This is a genomic window from Dictyobacter formicarum (genome assembly GCF_016587435.1).
Map to the genome: position 1 here is coordinate 99,102 of NZ_BNJJ01000018.1, position 14,475 is coordinate 113,576.

13 protein-coding genes and 1 pseudogene are annotated in these 14,475 nt (G+C 51.3%); 6 read left to right on the forward strand and 8 right to left on the reverse strand.

Annotated features, from left to right (window positions below; genetic code table 11):
* Positions 1 to 279 precede the first annotated feature (279 nt).
* A complete protein-coding gene (locus tag JMI88_RS27620; protein WP_201365181.1) occupies positions 280 to 1,155 on the forward strand; it encodes a hypothetical protein in 876 nt (291 codons plus the stop codon).
* Between the two features lie 64 nt (positions 1,156 to 1,219).
* Here JMI88_RS27620 and JMI88_RS27625 read toward each other — a convergent pair.
* Together JMI88_RS27625 and JMI88_RS27630 are read right to left on the reverse strand one after the other, a co-directional pair.
* Positions 1,220 to 1,669 (reverse strand): annotated as a pseudogene (locus JMI88_RS27625) (transposase); the annotation flags it as partial.
* A gap of 334 nt (positions 1,670 to 2,003) precedes the next feature.
* On the reverse strand, positions 2,004 to 2,582 hold the full coding sequence (locus JMI88_RS27630) for an integrase core domain-containing protein (protein ID WP_201365183.1): 579 nt from the start codon (positions 2,580 to 2,582) through the stop codon (positions 2,004 to 2,006).
* Here JMI88_RS27630 and JMI88_RS27635 point away from each other — a divergent pair.
* Positions 2,581 to 2,811, forward strand: a complete 231-nt coding sequence (locus tag JMI88_RS27635; RefSeq protein WP_201365184.1) for a hypothetical protein — start codon at positions 2,581 to 2,583, stop codon at positions 2,809 to 2,811. The two genes, JMI88_RS27630 and JMI88_RS27635, sit on opposite strands and share 2 nt — an antisense overlap.
* A gap of 98 nt (positions 2,812 to 2,909) precedes the next feature.
* Here the strand turns inward: JMI88_RS27635 and JMI88_RS27640 are convergent, their stop codons facing one another.
* From JMI88_RS27640 to JMI88_RS27650, 3 genes are all read right to left on the reverse strand, one after another.
* Positions 2,910 to 3,386, reverse strand: a complete 477-nt coding sequence (locus JMI88_RS27640) for a hypothetical protein (protein ID WP_201365185.1) — start codon at positions 3,384 to 3,386, stop codon at positions 2,910 to 2,912.
* A gap of 108 nt (positions 3,387 to 3,494) precedes the next feature.
* Positions 3,495 to 4,013, reverse strand: coding sequence for a P-loop nucleotide/nucleoside kinase family protein (locus JMI88_RS27645; RefSeq protein WP_201365186.1), 519 nt, complete (start codon positions 4,011 to 4,013; stop codon positions 3,495 to 3,497).
* Between the two features lie 115 nt (positions 4,014 to 4,128).
* Positions 4,129 to 5,385: a class I SAM-dependent methyltransferase gene (locus JMI88_RS27650; protein WP_201365187.1), complete on the reverse strand. Its 1,257-nt coding sequence runs from the start codon at positions 5,383 to 5,385 to the stop codon at positions 4,129 to 4,131.
* Between the two features lie 747 nt (positions 5,386 to 6,132).
* On the opposite strand from JMI88_RS27650, the gene JMI88_RS27655 reads away from it, so the two are divergent.
* A complete protein-coding gene (locus JMI88_RS27655) occupies positions 6,133 to 6,549 on the forward strand; it encodes a hypothetical protein (RefSeq protein ID WP_201365188.1) in 417 nt (138 codons plus the stop codon).
* 560 nt (positions 6,550 to 7,109) lie between these two features.
* On the opposite strand, the gene JMI88_RS27660 is transcribed toward JMI88_RS27655, so the two are convergent.
* Complete coding sequence (locus JMI88_RS27660; protein WP_201365189.1) at positions 7,110 to 7,613, reverse strand: hypothetical protein; 504 nt, start codon at positions 7,611 to 7,613, stop codon at positions 7,110 to 7,112.
* Positions 7,614 to 8,347: 734 nt separating this feature from the next.
* Here JMI88_RS27660 and JMI88_RS27665 point away from each other — a divergent pair.
* Entirely contained in the window at positions 8,348 to 9,016 is a 669-nt protein-coding gene (locus JMI88_RS27665; protein ID WP_201365190.1) for a BON domain-containing protein, read from the forward strand.
* 630 nt (positions 9,017 to 9,646) lie between these two features.
* On the opposite strand, the gene JMI88_RS27670 is transcribed toward JMI88_RS27665, so the two are convergent.
* Positions 9,647 to 9,922 (reverse strand): Hsp20/alpha crystallin family protein, encoded by a 276-nt coding sequence (locus JMI88_RS27670; RefSeq protein ID WP_201365191.1) that lies wholly within the window; start codon positions 9,920 to 9,922, stop codon positions 9,647 to 9,649.
* Positions 9,923 to 10,430: 508 nt separating this feature from the next.
* On the opposite strand from JMI88_RS27670, the gene JMI88_RS27675 reads away from it, so the two are divergent.
* Together JMI88_RS27675 and JMI88_RS27680 are read left to right on the forward strand one after the other, a co-directional pair.
* Positions 10,431 to 11,699, forward strand: coding sequence for an integrase core domain-containing protein (locus JMI88_RS27675; RefSeq protein ID WP_201365192.1), 1,269 nt, complete (start codon positions 10,431 to 10,433; stop codon positions 11,697 to 11,699).
* 33 nt (positions 11,700 to 11,732) lie between these two features.
* A complete protein-coding gene (locus tag JMI88_RS27680; protein ID WP_201364671.1) occupies positions 11,733 to 12,920 on the forward strand; it encodes an IS630 family transposase in 1,188 nt (395 codons plus the stop codon).
* A 552-nt stretch (positions 12,921 to 13,472) separates the two neighbouring features.
* On the opposite strand, the gene JMI88_RS27685 is transcribed toward JMI88_RS27680, so the two are convergent.
* A complete protein-coding gene (locus JMI88_RS27685; RefSeq protein ID WP_201365193.1) occupies positions 13,473 to 14,345 on the reverse strand; it encodes a TlyA family RNA methyltransferase in 873 nt (290 codons plus the stop codon).
* Positions 14,346 to 14,475: the final 130 nt, after the last annotated feature.

Sequence of the window (14,475 nt, forward strand, 5' to 3'; positions counted from 1 at the left end):
CTAGTAACAGAACGGCTCATAGAGCAGATGAATGCCTATGGTGAATGGGAGTGGCGCAAAAAAATTTAGACCCATCAAATGCAAGGAAAATGGAAGAAGGTGGAAAACAGGCAGACGTTGTTCATGGCGAGATCCATTCTGCACCTCTTCTCTGCTCTCTTTAGGCGGCTCAACATTATTGTACCACTCCCTGTTGACGAGCTTGCATGGTGGGACGATTAGTCGAGAGAATCTATCAAGCAATGAAGCTTGCCAACAAGAGAGAAGGAGGTGCGCGCGATGAATAAAACGACAAAACAGCTGGCTCGACAGGTACAACAGGCGTTGCTTGCCCTCCCAGAGCCGATCTTGCTCGAAACAATTGACCAGTGGCTCAAGACCCTCGAAGAGCTGTTCGAGGAGCATAGCATGATGGATGGCTACTACGAGCTCTTTGGTTATCGTGTTCGATCGCAAGCAACGGGACGACAGTATGCCTCGCTTGACGAGTGTTTCGAGGCTGAGCCAGAGATAGAAGACATCACCTGGTTGCCACAAACAGGTGAGGATCTTCGGGAGATCCTCCGGAAGATGCAACCCCAGCAGATCTATCATGGAGTGGTGGCTCTAGCTGGAGACGCTTTTCGACAAAAAACAGGTGTGGCGAACTTCGGAGAGCCGCCAGCAGACCACGTCGATGGCTATGTTTTCATGCGGAACCTCACGGGCTATCTGGATCTGAGAAAAGAAGGAGCAGACCTCTCCACGGAACAGTTTGAAGAGCGCTATCATAAGGATCTCAAAGCGTTAACTGCTCTCAATGTGGTAGAGGAGGAAGATATCTTTGGGAGCCTTCCTGCTTCGTTCACAGATGAGCATGCCGTCCATTTTCATATTACCTTCAGTCAGAACAATCAGCAACAACACCGCGATCTGCGGCAAGCGCTTCAACAGCGTGACTGTGTCTTGTCTTCGTCCTTGGAAGAGAACACTCTTGAGGGCTTCGTGTCCTATAGACCCGGACACCACCATGACCTGAAAATGCTTGCACACGTTCGGCGACTGCTCAACCGCTGGCAGCGTTCTGAACGGATTACTTGGGCGGAATGGAAGGAAAAGCCGCCAAAACGTCTCTCACAGAAGAAGCACAAGCAGAAAGTGAGACGCAAGTCGTGACAGAAGAACACGAATGATGGAGGCAAGTGGCCCTGGCAGAACACCTAGAGAAGCGGTCGAGAAATCAGGCAGCCTCCTGAAGATCAGCTTGGAGTGATTGAGAACGAGCCAGCACATGTAAATTGTGGACAACAGCGCAGCGGCGCAGATCGAAGAGATTCTTGCGTGTGCCACGATAGCGTGCGCGCCGTCCTTGCCACCGACCAACATGGGCCAGCGTATGCTCCACGGCGACTCGTTCACGCAGTTTGGCCCGTCCTTCAGGCGTCAACTGGCGCTGGCGTAACTCGATCAGTAAGGCTTCGTCAGGATGGATGCTGACACTGCGCCCTTTGGTACTGGTCGTGCATTGCGTTTTCAACGGGCACTGGGCACAGGTGTCTTTGGGAAAGTGAACGGTTGAACCAGGCACAAAGGATATTTCGTGTTCGGCTGGGCACCGAATAATCTGTCGATCCCAATTGAGGGTAAACATCTGTTTGTGAAAGCGTTTGCCAGAGCTGACGGGCCAACTGTGCTGGCTACTTAGATCATCTATTCAAGAACCGGAGACGTGCGCTGGGACAATCTCTCGTCGCTCATCTTGTTTTTACGAAGAGAGGCATGGAGCAAGAACATCGAGGACAGGTCAATTTCTGTTTGCTGAATACGGAGAGCCTCTTCTGGCAACCAAGCAAAGAGAAGATGCGTTCTCTTCGGCGGTGGAAAGAAAACAGGACAGGGAAGACAGAAAACACGTCAGGCCCTTGAGATAGCCACCATAGGACGCTGGGTCTCCTTCACTCACCCCTGTATGCAGTTGGTCCCTCGTCTCCCGGTCAGATCGAGCACCTTGTGTCCCTGCCCTTTCAGGATGAGCTAAGCGCGCGAACCCGCTGTCGCCGCTCTTGCAAAGATCGAAGACGATGTTCGGCTCGCGCCTGTTCTTGGATCTGTTGCATATACTCCGCAAACGGGAGCGCGCTTTTTGACCAAGCAGGCACGGGCAGTACTTTGAGGATCTGCCCCTCGCCCAACAAAACCAATGTCGCTTCCGCTGCATTCAGATGGACCGTGATGAGTTGTCCGCGCCATGCCTTCCCCACATAATACCGCTTCAGGTCTAACTTGATCCGTCCAGCGGCATCCACGCGACGACGGAAGACCTGTTGTGGTTCATGGTGCAGCCAGGCCAAGGGGTCTACCGCAGTCGGCAAGGCTGGTAAAGGGGATGTTTCGCGCAATTGCTCTGCTGGAGGCCGATCCAGCAGAGCACGTCCCTGGTGCGGGCGCTCGTGATTGTAGAAGGTCTCAAAGGTGGTGAGAGCTTGCTGGGTCTGCCCGGCTGTGCTGGGACGTTCGACCTGTAGACATTCTTGCTTGAGTGTGCGATGAAACCGCTCGACATACGCGTTTTGTTCAGGATGCTGCGGATCACAGACATGCATGTCGATATTCAGACAACTCCCAACGGTCCATCTGAATGCAGCGGAAGCGACATTGGTTTTGTTGGGCGAGGGGCAGATCCTCAAAGTACTGCCCGTGCCTGCTTGGTCAAAAGGCGCGCTCCCGTTTGCGGAGTATATGCAACAGATCCAAGAACAGGCGCGAGCCGAACATCGTCTTCGATCTTTGCAAGAGCGGCGACAGCGGGTTCGCGCGCTTAGCTCATCCTGAAAGGGCAGGGACACAAGGTGCTCGATCTGACCGGGAGACGAGGGACCAACTGCATACAGGGGTGAGTGAAGGAGACCCAGCGTCCTATGGTGGCTATCTCAAGGGCCTGACGTGTTTTCTGTCTTCCCTGTCCTGTTTTCTTTCCACCGCCGAAGAGAACGCATCTTCTCTTTGCTTGGTTGCCAGAAGAGGCTCTCCGTATTCAGCAAACAGAAATTGACCTGTCCTCGATGTTCTTGCTCCATGCCTCTCTTCGTAAAAACAAGATGAGCGACGAGAGATTGTCCCAGCGCACGTCTCCGGTTCTTGAATAGATGATCTAAGTAGCCAGCACAGTTGGCGCTATTTGCACGTTCTCCTACTGGATCACGCTGCGGAGCACGCTCAGCAATGCGTGATGAGGAAGGGACCGATCTCCTTGATGGAGATGCCATCGCTCCGTTCAGTTCCTGTAATTGCTGATGTGTTGTAGCCTGTCCTTTTTCGACTCGCTGTTCTCCTGCTCGTGCTTCCATTTCCAGACGGACCCGTTGACCTGGTTGAAGAGTATGGGTTTGAAGTGCTTCGTGGGTCAAGGTTGTGCGTCACCCGGCGAACAGTCCGGTGAGTTATGACGAGGTCTCTCCGGAGGATTTCTTCAAGTCGTCTGGGAAGGGACGCTATTGATAGACGCTGCATTTTCTCTAACATAGTGCTGAGATATTTTGGGCAATCCAACGTTCAACGTCGTCGCCGTAGTGGAAAACGAGAGGGTTCTCATCAATAGTAGGCGGTTCGATTGCACGAAGAGTCGCTTCAAAATCTTTATCCGTCACCTCACGTCTCAATGGCTTTTTTCGGTTTTCGAGGAGCCGTTGACGAGCAATAGCTTCAGGAGTATCAACAAAAATCGTGACAATTTCAGCACCCAATCTGGTTGTAATGTGTCTTGCCTGTAACCGCTCCTCTTTTTGAAAGCTCCTTGAAGCATCAATCACCGTCTTTCCCGCTTGTAAATAATGCTCAATGAGAAAGTCCGTTTCAGCATAAATTCTTATCCAATCGTCACGACACAAAGCTTCATCTTGAATATCTGGTCCATACAGGTGGGTCTTCGTGTCATCCACATCAACCTCTGCATAGCCGAACTGCTGCGCGATCTTTTTTCCGAGCGTTGATTTGCCAGCAAAGGAAATGCCACAAATGATGAAGAGTTTACTCATATCGAATCCTTCCTCCCTAGGAGGAGCTAACAACGTCGTCCTAATCTTCGACTGGTTCCCAGATCTGCTCCTGCAATATCCTGCGCCGTTCCTCTTTCTATGGAGGATAGAATGATCAGTCCAGGTACCTCGTAATATGCTCTGCGAGCAATTGCTCAAGATATGGAGTGACGTTCCAAAACGCCTTGAGGTTTTTGTACTCGTGTACCGCGCGAAGATTGCCTGGCCTATGTGATTTCCTTGCGCGAATCATCAAATTTTTTGCCGTATGTTCATTTGAGACAAACTGGACAATATCTGCTTGATATCCCATGATCTGCAAAATTAAGACGCGAAAGTCATCGGTCAAAATGTCACCGAGACGTTCTTTGAGGATGCTGTGCCGAAGCACTGAGCTAAATGGAGCGGGAGCAGGCTGCTGTTCTAACTGGACTTGGAGATGATGATGACAGCAAGGAACACTGACCAGTAAACTGCTCCCCCATTGTATCCCTTGAGCGAGTGCTTCATCTGTTGCGGTATCACACGCATGAAGAGAGAGCACAATATGTGGTGCAACCCTTGGATGAAAATCAATGATGGTGCTGGTTTCAAACTGAAGATCGGTCCAGCCAAGCTGAACTACCTTCTCCTGATGTTTCTCTAAAGGTTCACTTCTGCTATCAATCCCGATCATCTCTGTTGATCGCTGAAGGTATTCATGGAGATAGTAGTAGAACGCAAATGTCAAGTAGGCATTGCCGCAACCAGCATCAACGACATGCAGGAGAGAGGCGGGAAGGTGCTCCAAGGCCCCTGTTTGAAAGACCAGTTTAATAAACTCTTGAATTTGTCTGTATTTGCTGTACATATCCACGTTGATTTTGCCATGATTGCCAACAATTCCTACAGCTTGTAAGAACGGTACTGCTGCTGGTTCAGCAAGAAAGGTTTTCTTTTGGCGATCATGTGACAAGTCGCCTTTTTGGTGTTCCCCAGTGGCTTTCGTAGAATGGATTTGTACTTTGTTTTTCTTGGTGATGTGAATCTGTGTTGTCTGTGCTTGCGTGTACAGATGAATATATTTAAATTCCAGCGAGAGGAGCACATCGATCTGTTGTAACTGTTCCTCCCCAGCATAATTTTTAGTAATGTCTCTTTGTGCATCAAAGTATGAGAATTGAAGGTGTTTTTTTCCTCGTATCATGACAGGCCGGATCACGACTTTCGTCCAATTCCCGTCTTGCTTGTTTGCAGGTAGACTCAGTGTCGCTTTGAGAAATTGGTCATTATGGAGCAGGGTATTCTTGATCAGTTGTTGATAGTTGAACGTATCTCCTTCCTGAGCAGTTGTTTTTTCTTGCAGTTCCTCTGTTTTTTTTCTGGTTCTCATCTCACTTATGTCCTCTCACCTTCAGTACTGGAGGCGATGAGCGAATCAAGGTAATGACCTTTTCTATTTCTGGTTAGAGATGCAGTCGTTGGCACCAAGGTGCGAAATTTTTTGGCGTCAACATAGGATTGCTCCTTCACTCATATCATACCGTTATATCTGTGAAAAACCATGTAAATGTCAGTCTATCAGATGCGTCTTGAACACGCAAGCACTTTGCCACATTTCCTGGCGGGAGTGCCGGATATCTTGTCGGAAGGAATGGCAAGCGATACAGAACGAAGGTGAGAGAACGAGAAAATAGATGAAAAAGATGCCTCGACAGATTATGCAGCACAGACTAATGTGATTGGAGCAGAAAAACGGCGCCATATTATCTGGCAAACTCTACTTTTTTATCTGACAAACAACAACAACACAGGAGAGCGAGGAGAGAGAGAAGAGAGAGAAGGAACAGAAAGAAACACCGCATACGAGAAAGCCTGGCCGAGATGGATAGACCCGGAAAAGGATGCAACTTGGGGAAAGGAGTGCTGAGGAGAGACACTCGTCAACACGGGTGTTCTACAGGAGTGTTACTCCTGTAGAACACACCCCAAAATTCGAGGCGTGGAGCGGATTGACCACGAATTTGTTTGGACGAAATCAATGCATCCGGTTGGTGGGCAAAATGTGCCTCTGTTGAGCGCGCTCGCTGATTTCAGGGCTTTCCAACGGGATCACATGCACCAGCTGGAAGATGCGTGCGTGTACTGGATCCTCGCTCGCGTCACGTTCCACGTTCTCGCGCAGCGCTGCCAGTTTTTCGACCAGGCCATCCAGCGGCCTCTTCTGGGCAAACTCTTTCTCTGCATTGAAAACAATGCGCTCCAGGATCTCGATGCACCAGGCGGCAAAGCCCTGCTCAATCGTCGGATAGGATACACCGTAGAAAGCACGTCCAGTTCTGAACCATCCACCCTGGTTTCATCTGTCTCTGTCTTTCTGATCGGCGTACTCCCTCCCAGGAAAGATCCAGCTATGCCGATCGCGCCAGGACCGAGCCTTCATACGAACTGCTGGCATCCGTCGGCAACGCTCCGCATACCCCTCCCTGCTGCGAGCAGCGCAGCAGGAGCACGTCCGCCAGTACCGCCAAGAACGAGGCCTGCGCGCCGCACGTGAACGCGGCAGGGCCGCACCATTCCCCTCTGCTTCCGCAGCATCTTCCACGCTCCTCCTCCTCCATCCCGCCAGCTGCACCGTTCACGTCCACCTCCTCACCGGTCGCGATCGCGCTCCCCTGCTCGCCGCTATGACGCCTCTCAGCCACCCTGTCGTCCCCACCAGGGCTCGGTGCATCGGCCTCCTGCTCATGCACGAGCGGCCCCTTCGTCAGCGGTCCCACTCGTGGTGCATCCTGTGCTTCCGCTCCGTGCTACCGGCTGTCGCCTCTTGCGCTCCCAGTGCGGCCGCCATGTTCCGACGATAGCCCTGGGTGAAGGGCTGATATGCATGGGCGCACAGCCACTCCCACCAATCGGGATGATCCGTCTTGATCAGCCAGGCATCCCTCGACCGCTACGCACTGCTCCCCAGCACACCCGCTTTCGCCGCCTGTGTCAATGTCGTGCGGTGGATCACGCTGCACCCACCACCGTCGCCGTCTGCACGGGCTCCCCAAATTCCTTCCGCTCCATATGGTTGCCTTCCCCTTTCCTTTCTATTCATCATATGATGCCAATTTATGGGGTGACGAAGACAATCTTTAGAGGCAAAGCATCACTCCTATAGCCTTGCTCCGTCCATCGCTGTAATACGTGGGGAGAATCAGAAAGAAGCTCAAGACTAAAACGCCAGGATCCTGGGGCTTCAAAAGATTCAAAGCTCATGGCCAGACGATTCACACCATCATAAAAAGAGATAACATCACTTGCAAGAAGCGTTCCATCATACTTTTTACTCATACTATACAGTTTGATCAGTATCTGAGTAACTTGCCGATAGATACCTTCCTCCGCATTCACGTGCAATGCATGGCCAACTATATCCAATGAGAAATTGCTCAAACATTGATGCCGTTGTCCAATGTTTGAGCAATCATAGCGATCGTCCTCATGTCGATCAATACGGACAGCACAGAGAGCTTCGACCAGTTGCCTTTGATGCTGATTGAGCTTCCTCTTATTTTCCTCTCCCACTTGCATGGTGAGGACCGTCTTTTTCCTTTTAAACAACTCAAACACCATGTTCCATGACTCCCTTCTGGCTCGCCTGGCCCACGCATCGGCAATGGATCAGCAAAACAACACAAACACCTTCGCGTTCCCCTCGCAGATGCACTATAGCATCCAAAGATGGATTGTAGTGCCCAGACGCCAGCGTGTCAAGCCTTTTTTCACCAATTTTGCTTCTCTTGCTATTTCTCTCATCTGCCGATCCTTCTCCCCTCAGATGAAGCGCTGGGCGTGAACCGTGGCACGCTCTGTACGCCTTCCTCCCACGCTGCCCGTCAGCAGGGAACACCATCCTCTCCCAACCAGCTCGCCCGCAGTGCAAGTAAATACGTCGTCGCGTCGCCATATTTACCACAAAAAAGAGACACACCATCTCACCCCTTGCACATGTCTCTGAACAGACTCGCGACGCCCTCCCATGCCTGCTCAGCCTCTTCACCAATCAGCACACACGCAACGCAACGCCATCCCCGCTCATGCCTCTTGGTCATCCCCTTTTTCAACGACCGCTTGCTTGCCATGCTATACTGGAGTTGCAGCGCTGGCCAGGTGCGGGTGCTGCATGCAGCTTAACCTTACCCATCACGCAAAGTGCTACAGAGCCTCTATCAGTATAGCGTTTACGACTCAAGAATTTAGAGAACTATACTGTTGATATAATAAAAATAAGTTGTCGTCGTCAGCTTGGGGCAGGAACAGATACCTCTGGACGAGAATAGTTAAAATACTGAAAGGAGATATGCAACATGGCCATCCCTACAGATGAAGAAATCCAGGCAGATGCCTTGGAAGAATTGAAATGGAATACGCGTGTGCGGCCCAATGAAATTGAGGTCGCAGTCAAGGATGGTAGCGTCACCTTGACTGGCTGGGTCGACTCGTATTTAAAAAAAATCGCTGCTGAAGAGATCACTTATCGCCTTCAAGGCGTCAAAGCAGTTGTCAATGATATTGAGGTACACCTACCCGAAGCTGCCGAACGCTCCGATGCTGACATTGTTGCTGCTGTGCTTAACGCCTTGAGATGGGATGCGGCGATTCCGACTGGTACATTGGATGTGATGGTCAACCAGGGTTGGGTAAGTCTCAAAGGCGAGGTTGACCACGGCTTTCAGAAGCGAGCCGCCCTACGTGTGACCTGTCGTCTGTCAGGGGTCAAAGGCATCACTAATCTCATTATAGTCAAGGCTCATGTGTTGCCCCCGGATTTGAAGCATCAAATCAAGCGAGCACTCATGCGCAATGCGGAAACCGATGCCAGGAATATCACGGTTGAGATGGAGGATAGCAAAGTCATCCTCCGTGGGACGGTGCGTTCCTATGCGGAGAAACAGGCGGCGGAAGAGACCGCCTGCTGGTCAGCACCAGGTGTCACTGAAGTTGATAATCAGATTGTGATCTCGCCCATATCGTAATAGAGATCCCGTAGTGGACGGACAAAAACAACGCAAAAAGAACCTCTTGAGATAGACAGTGTTTCATTACAAACTCGCCTGTCTCGGAGGTTCCTTCGTCTAAGCAGTATGGCACGCTTTGTGTGCAAGCGCCCCACACCCAACAGGAAGTCGTGTTGGCCTATGCATGTCGATGGCGGATTGAGCTGACATTTTGCAACCACACATGTGAATTGGGAATGGAAAGTCCACGGGTGTGGGAAGGAGAGAACCGACGCAAATTGCTGCTGATGGTCACCCTCGCCTACATCTTCTTGTTCTCCTTGATGCATCCGTTGCTCTTGGATTTGCGTCAATAGCTCTTGTGTCATTGGTGCCATCGCAGCGGAGCGAGGTACCGTCAAGTGACAGTACCGCTCTATCGTCTTCGATGGGCCATGAGTGCTCTTTGGCAAGCCTTTGACCCTATAGTCCATGCCAGCATGCATTGCCACCTGCACGGTCGGAATTATTTCATGAGAGCTGGCGCAGTAGAGTGTCACCTCACCACGAGGCAGGAAATTGATGCATCACGCTTCACTCTACCGCTTGCAATATCATATGTTTATTACACATTTACTCGCATCAAAGGTTTTCGCCTTCTTTGCTCTTCTACGTCGATACACGAATTTTTCTGCTTTTACTCTGCTTTGCTTTAGGGAGGTGGATTGAAAGGATACCATCTTTAAAACTTGCACCAGCAGCTTCGGCATTAATCTCCGCTGGAAGAGAGAATTGTTCCTGAAAGGTACCATACTGAATGCCACGATGAAGATTTTTGCTTTCTTCTGGAGGGGTTGGAGCGTACTCCCATCGGACGGTAACGGCATCATTAAGGATAGTGATATCTACTTCCTCGGGCTTCACGCCAGGGATAGGAATATGCACATCATGGCCTGTTAGGCCCGCAGGAGAAATTTACAACGCTAAGCCTATCAGTGCACGGTTTACAGTACCGATAGCTTCCATTATCGGCAGCGTGAGCCGCCAAAATCACCTCTACTCTGTTGATAAGGTGCCGAAATTGGCTCGCTCTCTACTTTGCCGTCGCTGCCAATAAGGTGCAGAGTCTGTTAACGTTGTAAATTGCACGGGCGGGCCTAACAGGCCTTTATTGGCTCACGTGAGCCAATAATGCCTACTTGCTGGAGGGGAAAGATATATAATAGAGTAATATTTGATTTATTGACGCATTTTACGTTTATTGTATGTCTGACTATATTTTCCTGAGTAGGGGTAGCGCTACGTAAGCTGTCACCAGGTGTATGACTTTCGATCCTTATGACCGCAGCAGTTTCCGCAAGTCGTAGACGAGCAAGCAACCGTCAAATCAGACGGAAGGAGGAAATGATACACTCTGGATGGGAGAGATTCTTCTTAGAAAGGAGTGTATCAGATGCAACAAGAACGTTGGATCGCCGACCGAGCGATGCTTCAACAGCTCATGCAGAAGCATCCAGAGTGGACACAGCAGGAACTAGCCAACCGGGTTGGTCGGTCCCTCGGCTGGGTCAAGAAGTGGGTCAAACGCTTGCGTGAAGCCTCTCCAAAGGATGCACACGTGCTGTTGGGCAAGCCATTTGGACGCAAAACCCCTTATCCGCAGACTGATCCGGTGATAGAAGCGCGTATTCTCGCCATTCGTGATACCCCACCAGAGAATCTGAAGCGGACGCCAGGACCACGAGCGATCTTGTATTACTTGCCTCGTGACCCTCAGTTGCAATCTCATCCAGAGACATTACCTCGCTCTACACGAACCATCTGGAAAATCCTCCAGAAAAATGACCGTATCACTCACGAGAAGCGTCGCAAGCGCAAGCCTGGCGAGCAGCGAGGCATGCTAGAAGAAATCCAGATGGATTTGAAAGATATTTCCACTGTCGAAGTTTCTACGACAGGCAAGCAGCAGCATGCCGTAGAAGCTTTCAATTTCATGGATGCCGGAACCTCGATCCTGTTGGATGCACAGGTCCAGGAGGATTTTCACGCTCAAACAACACTGCAAGCCATCATTCATTTCCTAGAGCGCGATGGTTTGCCTCCCAAGATCACCTTTGATCGTGATCCACGCTTTGTCGGAGCAGCTACAGGACGCGATTTTCCTTCGCCACTCGTACGCTTTCTCCTCTGTTTGGGCATTGAGCCGAACGTATGTCCCCCACATCGACCTGATAAAAATGCGTTTGTTGAACGCTACCACCGCGCCTATAACCAGGAGTGTATCCAAGTCCATTGCCCACACACGCTTGAGCAGGCACAAGAGGTCACGGAAGCCTTTGTGATTCACTACAATACGGAACGACCTCATCAGGCGCTTTCCTGTCAGAATCAGCCACCTCGTGTGGCCTTCCCACAACTTCCCAACTTGCCTTCCCTTCCGCAACTCGTTGATCCTGATATCTGGCTCTCCTCTGTGCATGGAAAACATTTCATTCGCACGGTTCGCCAGAATGGAACCGTGCGTATTGCTGAAGGAAGCTATTCTATTGATCTGGATGGGATCGGGCAGTACGTGGATCTGTGCGTCGATGCGCACCAGCAGGTCTTTGTGATCCGGCAAAAGTCTCGGGTGCTCAAGCAGGCGCCCATCAAAGGATTACGGCACACGCTACTGCTCTGTCAAGCGAGGTTTGCAACGGAAGAGCCAATCTGTTATCCTTGAAAGCTCAAGAATAGTTTTTGCAAGGAGAGACAGATGAGAGAGCGCCCCCACAAGTATGAGGTCACATTGAGCGAGGAACAACGGTTTCTGTTACAACAATTGCTGGCGGGAGGCAAGGCACCCGTCAGGCAACAAGCGCACGCTCGTATCTTACTCAAAATCGACCAGAACGCTCCCGGTCCGCGCTGGACCGATGAGCAAGTAGCCGAAGCATTTGAGATGAGCCGCTACACCGTGATCCGTATTCGTGAGCGCTTTGTCACCCGCGGCCTGGATGATGCCCTCAACCACCGTCTCCATACCCAAACACGAGCCCGAGCCCTGGATGGAGAGCAAGAAGCCCATCTCATTGCCCTTTCGTGCAGCCCATGTCCTACCGGCCAAGCCCGCTGGACGTTACGTTTTCTAGCTGATCGTATGGTGGAACTGGGCTATGTGGAACACGTGAGTCACGAAACCGTGCGCAAAACGCTCAAAAAAAACGAGCTCAAGCCTTGGTTAAAACAATGCTGGTGTATTCCCCCAGAAGCGAGCGCCGCCTTTGTCTGGCGCATGGAAGATATCTTAGAGATCTACACGCGTCCGTTTGACCCACGCTTTCCACAGGTGTGCATGGATGAAAGTGCCAAACTGCTGCTGCAGGACAAACGAGAAAGCCTGCCCATGCAACCGGGCCAGCCTGAGCGGGTCGATTACACCTTTGAATCAGCAGGGATGCGCAAGCTTTTTCTGGCATGTGAGCCGCTGGCGGGCAAGAGATTCGTCAAAGTGACAGAGCGCCGGACAAGCGAGGATTGGGCTCATTTCATTCGTGAACTCGTCGATGTCCAGTATCCGAAGGCAGAGAAAATTGTGCTGGTGATGGACAATCTCAACACCCACACACCATCTTCCTTGTATTCCACCTTTGCGCCGCCGGAAGCCCTTCGCCTCCTCAAGAAATTGGAAATCCACTACACGCCCGTCCATGGGAGTTGGTTGAATATGGCCGAAATTGAGCTCTCTGCTTTGGCCCGCCAATGTCTTTCCCGTCGCATTGGGACACAGAAGGAACTGGAGCGAGAGGTCTTGACCTGGCAACAGAATCGCAATGAGGAGGCCATCACTGTCAATTGGCGTTTTACCACCGCTGATGCGCGTATCAAGCTCAAACGGCTTTACCCATCCCTTGAGAAAAAGAAGTCGACCTCTCCAACAGGCAATGTTGCAAAGAATGATTGACAGAGCACTACTATCCTTTGAGGAATTTGCGACGCTTATGTGCAAACTGGCACTCTCTGAACAACGCCGTTTGTTGCAAGCCCAACAAAAGATCCTAGCTATGGCAGCCTAGACGAACCTCCCTATCATTTTTCATGGAGATCATCGCCAGAAAGGCTTGTGGTACTTTTTGCATGTTCACCCAAAGCGCTTTTGACGCGCTTTCTCTGCCTCAGAAGCTGCATTCCTTCCCTTCTTCTGGATTTTTCAAGCAAAATACTCTGCTGAAAGGCGCCTTGTTTTTCTTGTCCTCTTACGACTTGCTTGCTCGTCTACGACTTGCGGAAACTGCTGCGGTCATAAGGATCGAACGTCATACATGAGCCGCAAAGTAGCGGGCATTATCCAGCTTGAAAAGTTTCATGTTGCTTTTCGAGCGGCTAGCCATAAGAGGCAAGCACGAAAATGCCGTACGATCTCCCACGGCATGTGGAACTCTTAGCCTGCCAAGGAGTGAGGGGACAACGCCGTTGTTCATCCCCTCGTTTCGTTGCTACTCGACCTTGGGAAACGTCACTCCGGCGAAACGCGCCCAATCCCCTGTCCGTTGATGATCGCGAGCAGCGTCTGACCATCGGGACACCCGGGAGGCATGTGTGAGCCTCGGAGGAATGAAGCAACGAACTCATGTACTCCGTGACGTGGCAGGAGTGCGAGTTTGGCCACCCCTTGAAGCGCCAGGCCACAAGCCGCACCAGCCTGGATCACCTGCTCAAGCGCTGCCACGAGCAATTGGGGATCATCGATCTGTCCAGTCTGTCTTGCCTGGCTATTTGCAACCTCGAAGAGGGGTTTCACTAACGTCAAGATCTGCCCCGCTGGCGCAAGCACTGCTGCCGCGACTGGCAAAGCTTGTGTCAGCGAGAGGTACGAGAGATCCAGCGTGATCAACGTTGGCCGTGACGAAAGCTGCATCGCGGTCAGATCGCTCAAGTTGGTTCGCTCCAGATTGCGGACGCGAGGATCACTGCGCAGACGACCAATGAGCTGGCCGTGACCGGCATCGACTGCGTAGACGAATGCCGCTCCATGCTGCAACAAACAGTCCGTGAACCCACCAGTGGAGGCTCCGCAGTCAAGAGCAATACACCCAACGGGGTTGATGGCAAAGTGCGCAAGCGCTGCTTCCAGTTTATATCCTGCCCGGCTGGCGTAACGCGCTTTTCCGAGGATGCGAATGGTGACGTTCTGTGGAACAAGCATGCCAGGCTTGTCAAAGCGCTGCCCATTCACCAGGATTTTCCCTGCCATGACCCAACGCTCAGCTTCATCGAGACAGGCAAAGTGTCCACGTTCAACGAGCAAAGCTGCAAGAGAGAACTTCCGCTTTTGCTTTGTTTTTTTGACCTGAGAAGCCGAATAGTGAGATCCTTCATGCGAGGACACATTCCTCTCCTCGCGTTGAGGGAACTGTGGAGGCATTCCTTTTCCTTTCTTTCTCGAAACATATTCATCTGAAGGTAAAAAAATGAAACTGTTTGGAAAGAAAGGTGGAGCACGGATGAGGGGAAATTGC

Excerpts from the sequence above, each read along its gene's own strand:
- JMI88_RS27620 (WP_201365181.1), top strand. The coding sequence starts at position 280 with ATGAATAAAACGACAAAACAGCTGGCTCGACAGGTACAACAGGCGTTG.
- JMI88_RS27635 (WP_201365184.1), top strand. The coding sequence starts at position 2,581 with ATGTCGATATTCAGACAACTCCCAACGGTCCATCTGAATGCAGCGGAA.
- JMI88_RS27630 (WP_201365183.1), bottom strand. The coding sequence starts at position 2,582 with ATGCATGTCTGTGATCCGCAGCATCCTGAACAAAACGCGTATGTCGAG.
- JMI88_RS27645 (WP_201365186.1), bottom strand. The coding sequence starts at position 4,013 with ATGAGTAAACTCTTCATCATTTGTGGCATTTCCTTTGCTGGCAAATCA.
- JMI88_RS27650 (WP_201365187.1), bottom strand. The coding sequence starts at position 5,385 with ATGAGAACCAGAAAAAAAACAGAGGAACTGCAAGAAAAAACAACTGCT.
- JMI88_RS27660 (WP_201365189.1), bottom strand. The coding sequence starts at position 7,613 with ATGGTGTTTGAGTTGTTTAAAAGGAAAAAGACGGTCCTCACCATGCAA.
- JMI88_RS27665 (WP_201365190.1), top strand. The coding sequence starts at position 8,348 with ATGGCCATCCCTACAGATGAAGAAATCCAGGCAGATGCCTTGGAAGAA.
- JMI88_RS27675 (WP_201365192.1), top strand. The coding sequence starts at position 10,431 with ATGCAACAAGAACGTTGGATCGCCGACCGAGCGATGCTTCAACAGCTC.
- JMI88_RS27680 (WP_201364671.1), top strand. The coding sequence starts at position 11,733 with ATGAGAGAGCGCCCCCACAAGTATGAGGTCACATTGAGCGAGGAACAA.